This window comes from Pseudoalteromonas sp. SR44-8 (assembly GCF_014163635.1).
Taxonomy (GTDB): Bacteria; Pseudomonadota; Gammaproteobacteria; order Enterobacterales; family Alteromonadaceae; genus Pseudoalteromonas; species Pseudoalteromonas rhizosphaerae.
In genome coordinates this window covers 39,962-56,161 of record NZ_JACJDS010000020.1, presented here as the reverse complement: position 1 = coordinate 56,161, position 16,200 = coordinate 39,962, and the positions used below count along the sequence as shown (strand labels likewise).

General features: G+C 39.8%; 15 protein-coding genes. 2 read left to right on the top strand and 13 right to left on the bottom strand.

Going from position 1 to position 16,200, the window contains the following annotated elements; genetic code table 11:
• Positions 1–13: 13 nt before the first annotated feature.
• The 8 genes from H5183_RS11775 to argC all read right to left on the bottom strand — a co-directional run bounded on the left by H5183_RS11775 (position 14) and on the right by argC (position 7,932).
• Positions 14–541: a hypothetical protein gene (locus tag H5183_RS11775; protein ID WP_182731758.1), complete on the bottom strand. Its 528-nt coding sequence runs from the start codon at positions 539–541 to the stop codon at positions 14–16.
• 521 nt (positions 542–1,062) lie between these two features.
• Positions 1,063–1,596 carry a hypothetical protein gene (locus H5183_RS11770; RefSeq protein WP_182731757.1) on the bottom strand — a complete coding sequence of 178 codons (534 nt, stop codon included), beginning with the start codon at positions 1,594–1,596 and terminating at the stop codon, positions 1,063–1,065.
• A 14-nt stretch (positions 1,597–1,610) separates the two neighbouring features.
• On the bottom strand, positions 1,611–1,823 hold the full coding sequence (locus tag H5183_RS11765) for a hypothetical protein (RefSeq protein WP_182731756.1): 213 nt from the start codon (positions 1,821–1,823) through the stop codon (positions 1,611–1,613).
• 272 nt (positions 1,824–2,095) lie between these two features.
• Positions 2,096–3,961, bottom strand: a complete 1,866-nt coding sequence (argH, locus tag H5183_RS11760) for an argininosuccinate lyase (protein ID WP_182731755.1) — start codon at positions 3,959–3,961, stop codon at positions 2,096–2,098.
• A 57-nt stretch (positions 3,962–4,018) separates the two neighbouring features.
• The gene (locus H5183_RS11755) at positions 4,019–5,221 is read right to left on the bottom strand and encodes an argininosuccinate synthase (RefSeq protein WP_182731754.1); all 1,203 of its coding nucleotides are present in this window, start codon (positions 5,219–5,221) and stop codon (positions 4,019–4,021) included.
• 10 nt (positions 5,222–5,231) lie between these two features.
• On the bottom strand, positions 5,232–6,152 hold the full coding sequence (locus H5183_RS11750; RefSeq protein ID WP_182731753.1) for an ornithine carbamoyltransferase: 921 nt from the start codon (positions 6,150–6,152) through the stop codon (positions 5,232–5,234).
• A gap of 7 nt (positions 6,153–6,159) precedes the next feature.
• The gene (gene argB / locus H5183_RS11745) at positions 6,160–6,921 is read right to left on the bottom strand and encodes an acetylglutamate kinase (RefSeq protein ID WP_145235118.1); all 762 of its coding nucleotides are present in this window, start codon (positions 6,919–6,921) and stop codon (positions 6,160–6,162) included.
• Between the two features lie 6 nt (positions 6,922–6,927).
• Positions 6,928–7,932, bottom strand: coding sequence for an N-acetyl-gamma-glutamyl-phosphate reductase (gene argC, locus H5183_RS11740; protein ID WP_182718377.1), 1,005 nt, complete (start codon positions 7,930–7,932; stop codon positions 6,928–6,930).
• A 214-nt stretch (positions 7,933–8,146) separates the two neighbouring features.
• On the opposite strand from argC, the gene argE reads away from it, so the two are divergent.
• Positions 8,147–9,295: an acetylornithine deacetylase gene (gene argE / locus H5183_RS11735; protein WP_182718378.1), complete on the top strand. Its 1,149-nt coding sequence runs from the start codon at positions 8,147–8,149 to the stop codon at positions 9,293–9,295.
• 60 nt (positions 9,296–9,355) lie between these two features.
• On the opposite strand, the gene panP is transcribed toward argE, so the two are convergent.
• Positions 9,356–10,984 (bottom strand): pyridoxal-dependent aspartate 1-decarboxylase PanP, encoded by a 1,629-nt coding sequence (gene panP, locus H5183_RS11730; protein ID WP_182731752.1) that lies wholly within the window; start codon positions 10,982–10,984, stop codon positions 9,356–9,358.
• A gap of 273 nt (positions 10,985–11,257) precedes the next feature.
• On the opposite strand from panP, the gene H5183_RS11725 reads away from it, so the two are divergent.
• Positions 11,258–13,141: a bifunctional diguanylate cyclase/phosphodiesterase gene (locus tag H5183_RS11725; protein ID WP_145235110.1), complete on the top strand. Its 1,884-nt coding sequence runs from the start codon at positions 11,258–11,260 to the stop codon at positions 13,139–13,141.
• A 55-nt stretch (positions 13,142–13,196) separates the two neighbouring features.
• Here the strand turns inward: H5183_RS11725 and H5183_RS11720 are convergent, their stop codons facing one another.
• The 4 genes from H5183_RS11720 to H5183_RS11705 are packed head-to-tail and all read right to left on the bottom strand — an operon-like array spanning position 13,197 to position 16,197.
• On the bottom strand, positions 13,197–13,877 hold the full coding sequence (locus tag H5183_RS11720; RefSeq protein ID WP_145235108.1) for a tRNA (guanosine(46)-N(7))-methyltransferase TrmB: 681 nt from the start codon (positions 13,875–13,877) through the stop codon (positions 13,197–13,199).
• Positions 13,877–14,644 (bottom strand): ABC transporter permease, encoded by a 768-nt coding sequence (locus H5183_RS11715; protein ID WP_145235106.1) that lies wholly within the window; start codon positions 14,642–14,644, stop codon positions 13,877–13,879. The genes H5183_RS11720 and H5183_RS11715 overlap by 1 nt, the downstream gene beginning before the upstream one ends.
• On the bottom strand, positions 14,645–15,577 hold the full coding sequence (locus H5183_RS11710) for an ABC transporter ATP-binding protein (RefSeq protein ID WP_145235104.1): 933 nt from the start codon (positions 15,575–15,577) through the stop codon (positions 14,645–14,647).
• Positions 15,574–16,197 (bottom strand): flavin prenyltransferase UbiX, encoded by a 624-nt coding sequence (locus H5183_RS11705; RefSeq protein ID WP_145235103.1) that lies wholly within the window; start codon positions 16,195–16,197, stop codon positions 15,574–15,576. Before H5183_RS11705 ends, H5183_RS11710 begins: the two co-directional genes overlap by 4 nt.
• Positions 16,198–16,200: the final 3 nt, after the last annotated feature.

Sequence of the window (16,200 nt, the reverse complement as noted above, 5' to 3'; positions counted from 1 at the left end):
TTAGGCGAGGCTTCTAGTTTTTTAAGCCTCGCAATCGGTTATAACCACGGACTAAACATAAAAAATCTTTATTGCAAAATAAAGCAATAATCATCATCACATCCATCACATTAACCGTGACAGAATAAAAAAACCAAAACCACCAAGGCTCGTAATGCTCAAAAAGTGCTATGTCTGTATACATAGCAAAAAACAACAGCATGTTAACACTAATACCAACTACTATATAAAGCTTAGCTGGGTAGCTTCGTATTGACTTTCTGCTTGTAAAAAATAGAATTATGACTAATGTAATAAAATCCAATGAAGCCCAAACTAAATAACCTGTAAAATTAGACGTTATCTCAATCCCCAGTGAAAGATTGAGCAAAGGATCAGCGAGTAAGTAAGAGAAAAATATTATAAATGATAACCACATAATTGTGGCATCATTATTTGGTTTCGAAGATTTCTTTACTAAATTATATAAAAAAGCCATCAAAAAGCCCCACATGATCAGTGAAGCTAAATAAACATTAAAGTATTGCTCTAATAACTCCATAACTTACTCAAATCCATGGCGGTTATATAGATAAAACTTATTCATTTTATTAATAAACATCCGTAAGAATAAAAAATCCTTCTCAGCAACCAGAGCAAATATCATTAATAAATCAACAATATTTACTCCATACGAATAAACAGTCCACAACCACCATGACTCAAGGTTATGCAAAATATAAATATCATAATGAGTTACAAGCATCAAAAGAGAATTAAGTGTCAAGCCAAGTAAAATATAATATAGCGCGGTGAATCGCTGTCTTTTACAATATATAAACCATACAAATATTACAGCGATGGTGAGTAAATCATAGATAAGCCAATTTAGATAATTTGAGTAGGATAAACGATAAAAATCACTAACCATGTAGGAAAATGCCATCAGAAAAGATAGCTGAACAACTGCTTTGTCAGGATTATTAAGTCTAGAAACAAGGTTGAATAGGAAGGCCATTAAAAACCCCCACTCGATAAACACACCGATATACGGGCCGATCGTGTCGTTAATAAACATAAACGCTAAACAAGATGCTTTTGCTGTTGTCCTTTAAATAACGCTTTAATTCCATTTTTAAGCTTAATCAACCCTAAAATGTCACGATCGACAATTAAGGCCACTATCATTGTAAAATCAACGATATTAACCCCAAATGAGTAGATGTCCCACAATAGCCAAGGTGAAGTGTTTCTATAGATATATAAATCTATGTACATGAATATAAAAAAGATAATATTGAAAGACAATCCTAAAATTAAATAGATAAAGGATGGTGTTGTTTTATTAATGAAAAAAAATACAACTCCCAAAAATCCAAGGGTGACTATATCATAAATAGCCCAGTCTAAATAAGTGGCAGGTGTTGGAGATAGCCAAGTAAAGAAATGATCGCCAATCAAATACGAGAATGCCATTACAAATGAACTGAGCAATAAAGTGGTGTTTCTTTTAATACCTAAAGAAAAAATAAAGATATTAAAAAAAAAGGCCATTAAAAAGCCCCAGACAACTAGGGCTGATAAGGAAAACACACCAAATAACTCAGTTAATAACATGAAATACCATATTCCTACTTTGGTTTTTTATCTGGGAACGGAAAAACGGCACCGCCTCCACGCTGAATTTCAGCTTCGCCTTTAGACGCTAATAGAGCTTCATTAGATATAGACACTGTATCAGATTGTAGGGTTTTATTACTAGCGCTTTGTTCAAGTACTGGCTTTGATTGTTGCATAGAATTGTATGCTTGCATTTGCAGTTGGTTGTTAGCAGTAATTTGCATTAGATTGATCCTTTCAATAAATGTTGAATTAATAACTTGTTTAACAAGTTACCGTTGCTTTAGCGCTCTGATTATTTATTGGCGCTTTTTAAGATGAACCCACACTGAGCCATCGTATACTTTATAGGTAGCAATTACCGATCCAACATTTTTAAAAAACGATCTTTTTTTGATCTTGACAATAAACAGGTAAAAACAACAGGTCATACCAGATGTATTTAGACATAAAAAAACGCACAGGGATAACCGTACGCTTTTTATATCCAGGGATTTTAAGCCACGTTTTTACACGGGATCTCCGTACTCGTACTTAGCTTTAAAATAAATTCCATTGCGACTTCGTCACAATTGTCTCTGCGTAAACACAGTTCACAATCTTTCATTACCTTTTCCGGTAAGCTGTCTTTAGTACAGAATGTGAAACCTTGTTTTTCAAAGAAATCAGGTACTCGCGTCAAAACAATGATGCGATTGAGTGCCAATTTTTTGGCTTTAACTAATAAATGTTCAACTAACTGACGACCTTGCCCTGTAATACCTGTTTCAGGATCTATACCTAGTGAACGAATTTCAGCAAGACCAGTATCATAAATATACAATGATGCGCAGCCCGCGACTTCTCCAGCAACTTCGGTAACTGCAAACTCATTGATTGAATGTACCATGTCGCTTTTAGCACGCGGTAAATTTTCACCTACTGTAGCCCAGTGCTGGATCAATTTAGCAATTGACTCTACATCGTCAAGATTAGCGTCACGAACTGTTATTTGCTGTTTTTTTTTGGCATCTTTAACTGCAACTGTAACTTGCTCTAAAGATGTACCACCAAGTGCTTGGCGCGCTTTTATACATGCGTCTATCTCTAGTACAGCATATACGTCCTGTGCAAAAATACTATGCACCGATTGGAATTGTTCTAAACTTAAATCTTCTAAGTTATTCCCTTGTGCGATAGCCATTTGTACCAACACACCAACAATATGATGACCTTCCCTAAAAGGGATCCCTTTGGCGACTAAATAGTCAGCAAGCTCTGTCGCATTTGAATGCCCGCCCTTAGCAGCGGCTAAAGTACGATCGCCATTTACTTTTATACCTTTGATACACGCTTGCGCCATATGAATACAAGCTAGCCACGTTGGCATGGCATCAAATAAGCCTTCTTTATCTTCTTGCATATCTTTATTATAGGCAAGTGGCAGTGCTTTTAACGTCATCATCATGGCACTAAAGGCACCAAATACACGCCCTGTTTTGCCGCGAATAAGCTCTAGCGCATCGGGGTTCTTCTTTTGTGGCATCAATGATGAGCCTGAAGTAACATTATCTGCTAACTCAATGAAACCCGCTTCACCCGAATTATAAAAGATCAAATCTTCTGACATACGCGATAAATGGATCATAGAGATTGATGCACAGCTTAATAGCTCAACCACAAAGTCACGATCTGATACGGCATCTAAACTATTTTTAGTCGCAGCGGTAAAACCTAACCCCACGGCAAGTGCTTGCCGATCAATTGGGTACGCAGTACCGGCAAGTGCCCCACTGCCCAAAGGGCAAAAATTCATTCGCGCTTTAGCATCTGCTAAACGGCTTTCATCACGTTCGATCATTTCCACGTAAGCCATACACCAATGACTAAACAACAATGGCTGAGCACGTTGTAAATGGGTATAACCAGGTAAGATAGTGCCCAGCTCACGTTCAGCTAAAGCGATAAACTCACATTTTAACTGACCAAGCGCCGTAAGTATGTGAGCGGCGGTATCACGACACCATAAGCGAAAGTCAGTAGCGACCTGATCGTTACGACTACGTCCGGTATGTAATTTTTTAGCTAAGTCACCCACTTTTTCGATCAATGCAGCTTCAACATGTGAGTGAATATCTTCAGCTCCTGACGTTGCCACAGCTTGTGGATCAGCTTTTACTTCGTCGAGTAATTCATATAATGCAGCGACTAACTTTTTGTGTTCGTCACTACTTAATACGTCAACCTGCTTAAGGGCACCTGCCCACGCTACAGAGCCAACTATATCTTGCTCTGCGAGTTGATAATCGAAGGGAAGTGAGTCGTTAAATTGTTTAAACGCCTCATCTGGACCCGTAGAAAAACGTCCGCCCCATAATGCCATGAAATCTCTCCAAACCCTGAAATTGCCCCGCCTTATTGTTACGAGGCTGTAGTAAAATTACTTCTTCGCTAGTGCTGAAATTCTGCTTGAAAGCGAGAATAAACGAATAAAGCCTTCAGCATGCGATTGGTCGTAAACATCATCTGCACCAAACGTTGCAAAATCTTCGCTGTATAAGCTATTTGGTGATTTTTTCTGAACCGCAGTTACTTGGCCTTTATAGAGCTTAAGAATAACTTCGCCAGTAGCCACATTTGATAACGCTTCTGCACCCGCTAAGATTGAATCTTTAAGTGGTGTAAACCAACGACCGTCATATACTAAATGTGAAAACTCGCCGCCCAGTACTTCTTTCCATTTGCGGCTTGCTTTATCAAGTACTAACTCATCAATCGCTTGTAATGCCGCCATGATCACTGTGCCACCAGGGGTTTCATAACAACCACGGGATTTCATGCCCACTAAACGGTTTTCAACGATATCAACACGACCAACACCATGTGGGGATGCAATATCATTAAGTTTAACTAGACAATCATACGGTTTAAGCTGCTCGCCATTGACAGCAACAACTTCACCTTCAACCACGTTTAAGGTAACAAATTCAGGCTCATTGGGTGCTTGCTCTGGTGAGCTAGTCCAAGTCCACACTTGCTCACTTGGTTGACACCACGGATCTTCAAGCTCGCCACCTTCGTGAGAAATATGCCACGCGTTTGCATCACGGCTGTAGATTTTAGTTGCCGATGCAGAACATGGAATATTACGCTCTGCCAAGTAGTCAAGTAATGACTCACGGCTTGATAAGTCCCACTCACGCCATGGCGCAATAACTTGAAGATCAGGCGCAAGGGCCGCAAAACAAGATTCAAAGCGCACTTGGTCATTACCTTTACCAGTACAACCATGAGAAAGTGCATCAGCACCTACTTTACGAGCAATCTCAACTTGCGCTTTAGCAATAATAGGACGTGCCATTGACGTACCTAATAAATAAGTACCTTCGTAAATTGAACCGGTTTTTAACGTTGGGTAAATATAATCACTTACCATTTCGTCTTTTAAGTCAACTACATAACATTCAGACGCACCAGATGCGATCGCTTTTGCTTCAACGCCTTCAAGTTCTTCAGCACCTTGACCTACATCGGCAACAAACGCGATAACTTCACAACCGTAGTTTTCTTTTAACCATGGCACGATGGCTGACGTATCTAAACCACCAGAATAGGCTAATACAACTTTTTTAATAGAACTCATTGGTGATACCTTACACAAAATTTGGATTTAATAATGAAACAAGCAATGCGTTTTGCGCATGCATACGGTTTTCTGCTTGTTGTATAATTTTTGACGCCGGACCATCCATTACCTCAGAAGTAATTTCAAATTCACGGTGTGCTGGCTGGCAATGCAGTACAGTGTCAGCCCCAGTCTGTTTAAGCAACGCCGCATTTAATTGATACGGCATGTACTTTTCTTTTACTTGTTCAAGTGGCGTATCATCGCCCATTGATACCCATGTATCGGCATACACTGCGTTAGCGCCTACAGCCGCTTCAACACGATCACTCACCATCACTGATGCACCATTCATTGCGGCAATTTGCTCAGCCTGCTTTAAAATTTGCGAGTCTGGTGAACTGCCTTTAGGGCATACGGCAACAAAATCTGTGCCTAAAGTAGCCGCAAGTAACATCAGCGAATGCGTTACGTTGTTGCCTTCACCTAAATAAGCTAATTTTAGCTGGCTTACATCGCCATATACTTCTTGCAGTGTTAGAAAGTCAGCAAGTGCTTGGCATGGATGATATAAATCGCACAAACTGTTGACCACAGGTACGTTTGAAAATTCAGCAAGTGTGGTTAATGTTTTATGCTGATATACCCGCGCCACAATACCGTCAGCCCAACTGGCAATGTTCAATGCAAAGTCTTTTACTGATTCACGTGCGCCCATGGCGCCATTTTGTGAATCAAGATACACCGCATGTCCACCTAACTTATTAATACCTATATCAAATGACAAACGCGTACGTAAGCTTGGTTTTTCAAATAAAGTAACCACCGATTTGCCAGCCAGTGCTTGACTAAAATCAGCGGGGCTTGCTTTAATTTTTTGCGCTAAGTTAAGTAATTTAAGTGCGCCTTGTTGGTCTAACTCTAGACCCGATAAAAAATGATTAAACATATAAAACCTATGGTGTAATTTTTGTTCCGACGTGCTCACCCGCGAGTAGAGCAATTAAGTTTTCTGGCTTTTGCCAGCTCGAAATGTAAACGCCACGTCGTAAGTGCTGGGCAGCAAGAAGGCTGGTCTTTACTTTGACCTCCATCCCACCCAAAATTACTCCTTCTGCAATTAAAGTATTGATCTGGTTTGTGTCAAGTTGATGTAACGGCTGTTTATTTGCATCAAGTACAGCTTCTACATCAGTCATAAAAATAATTTCCGCATTAAGCTCTTTAGCTATTGCCGCCGCCGCTTCATCAGCGTTTACGTTATACCAAAGGCCATCTTCACCAAAGCCGATAGAGCTGACCAGAGGTAAACGACCGAGTTTTAATAACTCCGGTATCACACTTTGCACACCGCCGTCACAATTACCAACTTGACCAAGTGCTTTGAGTTTTTGTGACGAAATAATGCCCGCTTCGTATAAACTAAGCCCGACGGGTTTATGACCTGCGATAATTGCTTGGCTCATTAATTGTTTATTAGCACACCCAGCAAGCGCGCCAACAATATAAGGCATTTGCTCTTTTGGACTGATGCGTAAACCTTGATGTTTCGCACTAGCAAAACCAGCCTCAGTCAACCAATTATCAACTAGTGAACCGCCACCATGAACGATGACAAATTGTGCTTGAGTTTGCGATGCAAGCGCCTCAAATAACGCTTTAGCCGCGTCTTCTGTATTGAGTACTGCACCACCGAGTTTAATGACCCATGTTTGCATTACTAACTACCCTTTTAAACCTGTACTATGGGCAATACCCATGGCTAAATTAATGCACTGCAATGCTTGCCCTGCAGCACCTTTTAATAAGTTATCAATAGCTGCCATCACAATTAGCTGCGTACCTTGCTGCTGCCATGCAATATCAACGTAAGGCTGCTTTGCAACTCCTTTAATTGATGGCATTTTATTACCAAGCAATCTGATCAGTGGCTCATCAGCAAGCACTTGATAAGCTTGTGTAACTTGCTCTGGTGTAACTCCAGGTTTCAATTGCACATAAATAGTTTCTAAAATACCGCGTGGAAAATTACCTAAATGCGGCGTAAATAACACCTTGTGACCTAAATGCTGCTCAATCTCAGGACTGTGTCTATGATTAAACAATCCATAAGGTGCTAACGACACTTCACAAAAATGCGTGGCTACACTAGCTTTACGCCCCGCACCGGTTACACCCGATACAGCATTAATAATAATGGTTTGATCGGCTAATAAGCCGGCTTGTTGCAAAGGTTTTAACGCATTCAGCGCTGCTGTTGGATAGCAACCAGCCACAGCGACTAACTGCGCTTTAGCGATTGCTTCACTATTCCATTCAGCCAATCCGTAAGCCGCTTCACTGAGTAATTCCGTATGTTGATGCTCAAAACCATAATAAGTTTGATAATCTTCATTACTGCTTAAACGGTAGCCACCCGATAAATCAAATACTTTTTTGCCCATGCTTAAAAAACGTGGCGCTAAGTCAACACTCACTTTATGATCAGTACACAAACATACAAAATCGGCCGACTTTTCAATATCGTTATAAGCGCTATCACTAAGAGGCAATAAAGGAGAATCAAGCAAACCTAAATGCTCAGGATACAAGTCACTTAATAATTTACCCTTATCTAAGCTTTGCTCAGATACATAGCAACCAGCTAAGGTTAATTGCGGGTGTTTTACTACCAAACTTGCTAATTCTGCGCCGCTATAGCCACTTGCGCCAATAATCACTACTTTCATTCGTTACTCTTTTTGGTTTTTTGTTACTACATATATATTCAAATCGGGTTTAACAGTGCATAAAACACTATTTTATGAATGAAATCTGGTTATCGTCGTTTTATATTCATTGCGTCGCTTTAATATATTTATGCTTAAAAAGTGAATTGATATTCATCATAAATACTTTTATATTGTTATGCAATTAGATTGAATACTTATTTTGGATTTTTTTATGTCATTACCGTCTTTTTTATCTATGTATCAGCAATTGATTGCTGCACCTTCAATTAGTGCCATGGATGAGTCATTGTCTATGAGCAATAAAGGGGTGATCGATTTATTAGCTACTTGGTGTACAAGTCTTGGATTTGAATGTGAAATTACTGAGTTGTCGGGCCCTAAAGGTCGTTTTAACTTACTCGCAAAACGTGGCCAGGGGGATGGTGGTTTAATGCTTGCCGGTCATACCGATACAGTCCCATTTGATGATAGTCGTTGGAACTATAATCCGTTTAAATTAAGTGAAGATAACAATAAATTATATGGTCTAGGCAGTATTGATATGAAAGGTTTTTTCGCTTTTGTATTACAGGCAATCAGTGAACTAGATAAGAATATTCAAACACAGCCAATTTTGATTCTAGCTACTGCCGACGAAGAAACTACCATGGCCGGTGCACAGCAAGTTTGTCAGCATAAAAACTTAAAGCCAGCTCGGTGTATTATTGGTGAACCTACTGATATGACACCTGTTTTCACACATAAAGGACATATGAGCAGCGCGATTCGCGTAGTCGGTCGTTCCGGACATAGCTCTGATCCTGAACGTGGTTTAAATGCCATTGAAGTGATGCATAAAGTTATTGCAAAACTGTTAACTTTAAAAGAGCAATTAAAGAATAAATATGCAGTTGAGCATTTTGTTATTCCTTACCCTACTTTAAATCTAGGACACATTCATGGTGGCGATAATGCAAATCGCATATGTGGCTGCTGTGAAATGCATATTGATATGCGCCCTTTACCGGGTCTAAGTGTGCAAGAACTGCAAATGATGCTGTTAAAAATAGCCACAGAGATCAATAACCAATATCCAGATTCAGTCAGTGTAATGGATATGCACGAGCCAATCCCCGCTTTTACCGGCAGTACTGATTCGGCATTAGTTAAACTGGCAGAAAAAATATCAGGAGAGCAAGCAGTTGCAGTGAACTACTGTACTGAAGCGCCATTTATTCAACAATTGGGTTGTGAAACGATTGTGATGGGACCGGGTTCAATTAATCAGGCTCACCAACCCGATGAATTTTTGGCGATGGAAAAAATTAAACCATCTCAACATATTATCACTGAAATGATCAGAACATCGTGTTTTAGCTAACAAAGAAAGTGCTGCTTGCGTTATCCCCACGCAACCTGGGAATAACGCAACTGTTACTGCTCAGTCCATGTATTTCTTAAGATATTTCTTAAATACAGGATCTGTTTTAGCCAGCTCTTTTTGCTCAGCAAGTATATCTTTTAAAATACTCTCTGATGTCAGCGGATTTGCAAGTACGACTCGAAATACCACTGTAGGTTGATGATCATACTGCGCGGGAGTTAAACGGGTACGGGATACAAATGAACGACCGGCTTCACGTTGGCGTTTTTGCATACTGGCAGTAAAACGATTTAACGAGGCAAAGATATCCAAACGCGTTTGTTCATCTGCTTGAGCTATTTTTTGTTTTATCTGTTTTGGCACATAACGGTATGTCAGTAAACATAACTCAGGTTCTGATATCAGCTCAAAGTCGTCATCTGCTTTCACTAAATCAGCAAAGTAACGGGCTTTTTCAATTCCTTTATCTATTAAGATTTCGTAGCCTTTACGGCCAATAACGCGTAAGCAAGCATGCACTAACATAGCCATACCAGGACGACTACCTTCAAGTGTGTGGCTGCCTAAATCTTTAGAGCCTTTACGTAAAATATATTCTGCATGATGTTCTATAGCATCCGTAGCTGTAGGATCTTTAAATAGCACTAACCCAGCGCCCATTGGCACATACATTTGTTTATGAGCATCGATGGTAATTGAATCTGCTCGCTCAATACCTTTTAGTAACGAGCGGTATGTACTAGAAAGCAGCGTAGCTCCTCCCCATGCTGCATCTACATGAAAATGGCAGTTAAGTTCAGCGCTTAAATCAGCCATAGCATCGAGAGGATCAATATTACCGGTTTCAGTCGTGCCAGCGACCCCAACAATGGCCATCACTTTTATACCTTGTGCTGCTAGCTCATGGGCTTTGGCGCGCATTGCATCAACATCAACCTTATTGTTATCTGCAGTTTTAATGGCAATAAAGTTATCACGACCAATGCCAAGTAAATCAGCTGATTTTCCTAGCGAGTAATGGCCACGTTCGGAAATAAGTACTGCAAGGCCTTTATATCCATAATGCAACATTGCACTGATCAAACCTTGTGAACCAATCCCTTTAAATTCATCGTCCGCTTTCAGTAAGCGATTACGAGCAATCCACAATGCGGTAATATTGGCGATTGTGCCACCCGAACAAAAAGCACCTAGCGACGTTTTCGCACTGTGCATCCATTTGCTATAAAAACTGTCATCTTGCCCGTATGCCAAATGATGCATCATACCAAGCACTTGGCGCTCAAGTGGAGTAAATGCTTTGGAGGTTTCTATTTTTACTAAGTTTTGATTAAGGCCAACCATCAACTTAGAAAGTGGCAATACAAAATGCGGTAATGCTGACGTCATGTGACCAATAAAGCTTGGCGCAGCCGTATGCACTGAATGAGCGACAAGTTGCTCCATAATATCTTGCGCATAAGCAGATACAAAAGTCGGATCTTCTGGGATCGCTGCCGATTGAAAATCTTTTTCAATCTCATGCAATGGCTTTTCAATTGCCGCTATGTTCTCATTCAAAAAACCTGCTAAATTGCTCGAGATCTCAAGTTCGATTTTACTCAAAGTTGAGTCTGGTGCTTCAGGCACAGTAAATATACGCATCAGAGTTTCTTTAGAGGCGACGGCACAACGCTTTTGATCCATCTTTATACCCAGTGAATGTAGCTTTGTTTAGCTGAAGATCCATATCAATGAACTCCATCGCTAATAACGCCAAAACTACAATGATTCTATGAAATGCGTTAACTTTACTGTAATAGAGTAGAAATGTCTCGTATAAAGCCACAAAAGTAGCCAATTGCATGACAAATTAATGATAAGTTGATTAATATTTATCATTAATTTGGCTAACTATATTTTTATAGGCGATACAGCCTTTTTTTGTATAATAGAAGGGCTAATAAATCAAGGAAGAGCATGATAAATACAAATTTACGGACAAATTGGATAATCGCGGGTTTCATACTGTTTTTTATCAGTTTATTAAGCTACATCTATTACACCTACAACAGCACCCGTAACGATATTATGCACAGCGTCGATACTCGATTACTCAATGCCGCATTAAGTGTCAAGCATATACTTGGTGATGACTATCATCAAAAAATCAATGCAGGCCAATATATATCATCAACCGAATACCAACAAAAAAGTCGGCAACTTTCAGAGTTTGCTAATGCGTTAAATATCGCTTATGTGTACGCCATGATATTAAAAGACGGTAATGTACATTTTAGTGCATCGAGTTACACTCAAAACGATCAAAATACCGGTAGAATCACCCAATTACTCGATCTTTACCCTGAAGCAACTGCCGCTAATATTGGCGCATTTTATTCAACAGAGCCGGTGTTTGAAATATCAAAAGATCAATGGGGACATTTTAAAACAATTTTTGTCCCTTTCGTGGATGCCAATGGAGTCACCTACTTAACAGGGGCCGATATCACCATATACGATCTCAATCAGCGATTAGCGCAAAGTGTATCTAAAGCTGCGGGCATGGCCATTTTTTTCTTTTTTATTGCTCTGTTGGTAGCCGGTATTTATGTGTATTTATTGAAACGTGCAATTTCAACCGATACCAGTAGTGGCTTTGCCAATCATATTGCACTTGAATATTATATTAAAAACTCCCCTAATCATCATCTGCAACTTGCTGTTATTTGGGTAAATGAAGTTGAAGATATAAGCAGTTTTTATGGTACTGAAGTAGGCGACCGCGTTATGAAAAACTTGTTGCAGCACTTCAAAAAGCGCCGCCCTGCGGGTAGTCAGATGTTTCGTCTCACGACCAACAAAATAGTCCTCATCGCTCCTTTGGGTAAAGATAATGCAGGTTTTCTCGAGGTGATCCAAGCCTATAATTGCAGTACCCCATTACTTACCGACCCTTTTATATACATCACCTTGTGCGCAGGCATCGCCAGTGGCAATAAATCAATGTTACTTGAAAATGCCCATATTGCCGCATTACAAGCCAAGCAGGGGCGCCACACTGTGGTCAATTACTCCAGCGCACTGCATGATGTAAAAAACCAATATCAGTATAATGTAGCAATGGCAAAAGAAGTGCGTGAAGCATTTGAAAACAACAGAATTGTGCCTTATTTTCAGGCAATTTATGATAATGAAACGAATGCCATTATTCAGTATGAATGTTTGGCTAGAATGATCACCTGCCATGGTGAAATTCTTAAACCAGAATCGTTCTTAGATGTCGTTAATCGCTCTCGCATGGATGGCATGCTCACCCGCACTATGCTCACACAATGCTTTGCACGATTTAGAAAAACCAGTACGTGCTGGAGCATCAATATTACAGCCCAAGATATGCTTGATCCAAGCCTTGCTGAATTTTTGGAAAACGAATTTAAACGCTATCCACTACCGAGTAATATTACCTTAGAACTATTGGAAACCGAAGCTATCGCAAATTTTTCTGAAGTAAAAGCATTTATAACCATGGTTAAAAATCGTGGTATACGGGTAATAATTGATGATTTTGGTACAGGTTATTCGAATATCTCTAATGTACTAAAATTAGAAGTAGATGGTATTAAGCTTGATGGTAGTTTGATCAGACAGATCATTCACGATAAAGACATTTATCTATATGTTGAGCATATTGCCAACTTTGCAAAGCAACTCAACTTACAGCTAATTGCTGAGCATGTAGAGAGTAAACCTATCGCCAACGCGCTTAAAAAAGCAAATGTGACGCTAATGCAAGGCAATTACTTTGCCGAGCCTGTGCCACATATTACTGCAAATAAAAATCAACCGTATCCAATCTCTTAACCTGAACTCAGGTTAAGAGATATACGAAAACATTAACTTATAAAACACTTAATTTTTATTTCGAGCCAGCATTTAAATTAATCACTAAACGGTGACTTTGTTGACCACTTGCCCAATATTTACGTTCAAATGGCGTAACTGCCAGGTCATTTTGATAAAGTTCGACTGTGCAGTCGTGTCCGGTGAGCTTCAGTGCTTGAGCAAACTCTTTAACATAAATATCCCAATTGCTGCGAACTTCTAACAGCCCACCTAATTTAACGATAAATGGAAAAATAGCAGCGCCATGCCAGCGACGTTGAATATGCTTCGCTTTTGGCCACGGATTTGGATACAGCAAATAATGATGTGTGGGTTGCCAATTAGCCGCCACTGCGAGTCGCCAAAAGTCATTTAAATCGGCTTGCACTAAAATGTACTGACCTGAATCGGTTTGTTTATATTCAATATCATGCTTATCCAAACGATGCGATGACTTATCAATTCCTATAACTAACGCATCAGGGTGTCGTTTAGCTAAATTAGCCGTGCTTTCACCTACCCCACAACACGAATCTAAAATAATGGGCCCATTAAAAGCCTGCACTTTTTCATTTACTTGATCAAACGCCGTTTGCGTATGAGCTGCAATGGGTTTTTTAAACTGGGCAGTTAAATGCTTGTTAACTATATCATCCAGCTTTTCATGTAAGCCTTGTTGATTCGATACAATACTTCGTGAATTTGCATCACTCATTAGTGTCTTAACCCCACACCTTTTTTAATTAACGTTAAAGCTAATATAAATAAGGCTGTAATAAATAATAACAACACGCCAAATGCGACAGTTAAATCAACATCCGACACGCCTAAGAAACCATACCTAAAGGCATTAACCATATAAATAATTGGATTAACCTGCGATACGCCTTGCCAAAACTCTGGCAATAAAGTGATTGAGTAAAACACACCACCTAGATAGGTCAATGGCGTTAAAATAAAGGTCGGAATTATACTGATATCGTCAAAGCTATTAGCATAAATAGCATTGATCAAACCGCCTAAAGCAAATACCGCAGAAGTTAAAATTACTGTCGCGATGATCACAAAAATATTATGGATTTGAATATCAACAAATAATAACGACACACACGTAACAATTAATCCTACCAGCATGCCACGGGTCATGCCGCCACCCATATAGCCAAGCACAATAATATAATTAGGCACGGGTGCAACTAACAGCTCTTCAATGCTTTTTTGAAACTTGGTTGAATAAAAGCTTGATGCCACATTAGAATACGAATTAGTGATCACCGACATCATGATAAGACCCGGTACAATAAACTCCATATAACTAAAGCCCCCCATATCACCAATACGAGAGCCTATAAGATTACCGAAAATCACAAAGTACAAACTCATAGTGATTGCCGGCGGCACGAGTGTTTGTACCCAGATACGCAAAAATCGAATGCACTCTTTAAACCATAAACTCTTTAAGGCTACGCCATATTTAAACATCTACTTGCCCCGCCCTTGCTCTAGTAAACCTACAAACAACTCTTCTAATCGATTAGCTTTATTACGCATGCTAAGCACGGTATTGCCCTGCTCGGTTAATGCTGTAAATACTGCATTCAAGCCCTGTGATTTGGCTACTTCAACCTCAATAGTATGATCATCAGCCATAGTAAACTTATAACCATCAAGCGTAACGGTAACTGGCTGGACAGGCTGTTTTAAATCAAGAATAAAGGTTTCTTTATCTAGTTTGGCAAGCAGTGCTTTAATGGTGGTGTTTTCAACGATAATGCCGGAATCAATAATCGCGATATTTTTACACAGCAGTTCGGCTTCTTCTAAGTAATGGGTGGTGAGAATAATCGTCACCCCCTGCTCATTAATTTGTCTTAAAAAATCCCACATCGAACGGCGTAATTCAATATCAACACCGGCGGTTGGCTCATCTAAAATTAGCAGTTTTGGTTCATGCATTAACGCGCGAGCAATCATTAAACGACGTTTCATACCGCCTGATAGTGTTCGTGCTTGTTTGTCTTTCTTTTCAAGTAAGCCTAATTGCGCTAAATATTTATCCGCTCGTTGATGCGCCACCTTACGGGGAACTCCGTAATAACCCGCTTGATTTACCAGTATTTGCGTCAACGTTTCAAACTGGCTAAAGTTAAACTCTTGTGGCACTAAGCCTAGTTGTGATTTAGCGGCTTCTAAATCTGAATCTATGTTGTGACCAAACACCTCTACTAAGCCTTTGGTTTTATTGACCAATGATGAGATTACCCCAATGGTAGTTGACTTACCCGCGCCATTTGGGCCTAACAAGGCAAAAAAATCACCTTCATATACTTTTAAATCAACGCCTTTAACGGCTTCAACACCATTTTTATATACTTTGGTAAGGCCTTCAATATTCAAAGCCAATGCTTTACTCATGATTTACCCTCCCCATAACCCCAACGTTTAGTTAGTGTGTGTGCAATATTTAAATGATCTAAAATACGTGCAACCATAAAATCAACTAAGTCATTAATAGTTTGCGGTTGATGATAAAACCCTGGTGCAGCTGGCATAATTGTTACCCCGAGCTTTGCGAGCTTTAGCATGTTTTCTAAATGGATTTCACTAAATGGCGTTTCTCGTGGCACTAAAATTAACTGACCACGCTCTTTAATCACGACATCAGCGGCGCGCTCTAATAAATTATCAGAGGCCCCCATCGCTATTGCAGAGACAGAGCCTGCACTACACGGGCACACGACCATTTTTTTCGGCGCTGCAGAGCCAGATGCCACAGGGCTAAACCAGTTATCTTTACCAAATACTTGTAACTGTCCTGGCTGTGCTTTAAATAAGCTACTTAATTGTTCGGTGGCTTTATCTTCATTGGCTGATAATTTAATGTTTGATTCAGTATCTAGCACTACACGCGCCGCGCTTGAGATCAATACATACACGCGAAACTGCTGCGCGAGCAATACTTCAAGTAATCGTAAGCCATATGGCGCGCCTGACGCACCACTAAAGGCCAGCGTTATGGTTTCTTTATATTGCACTGT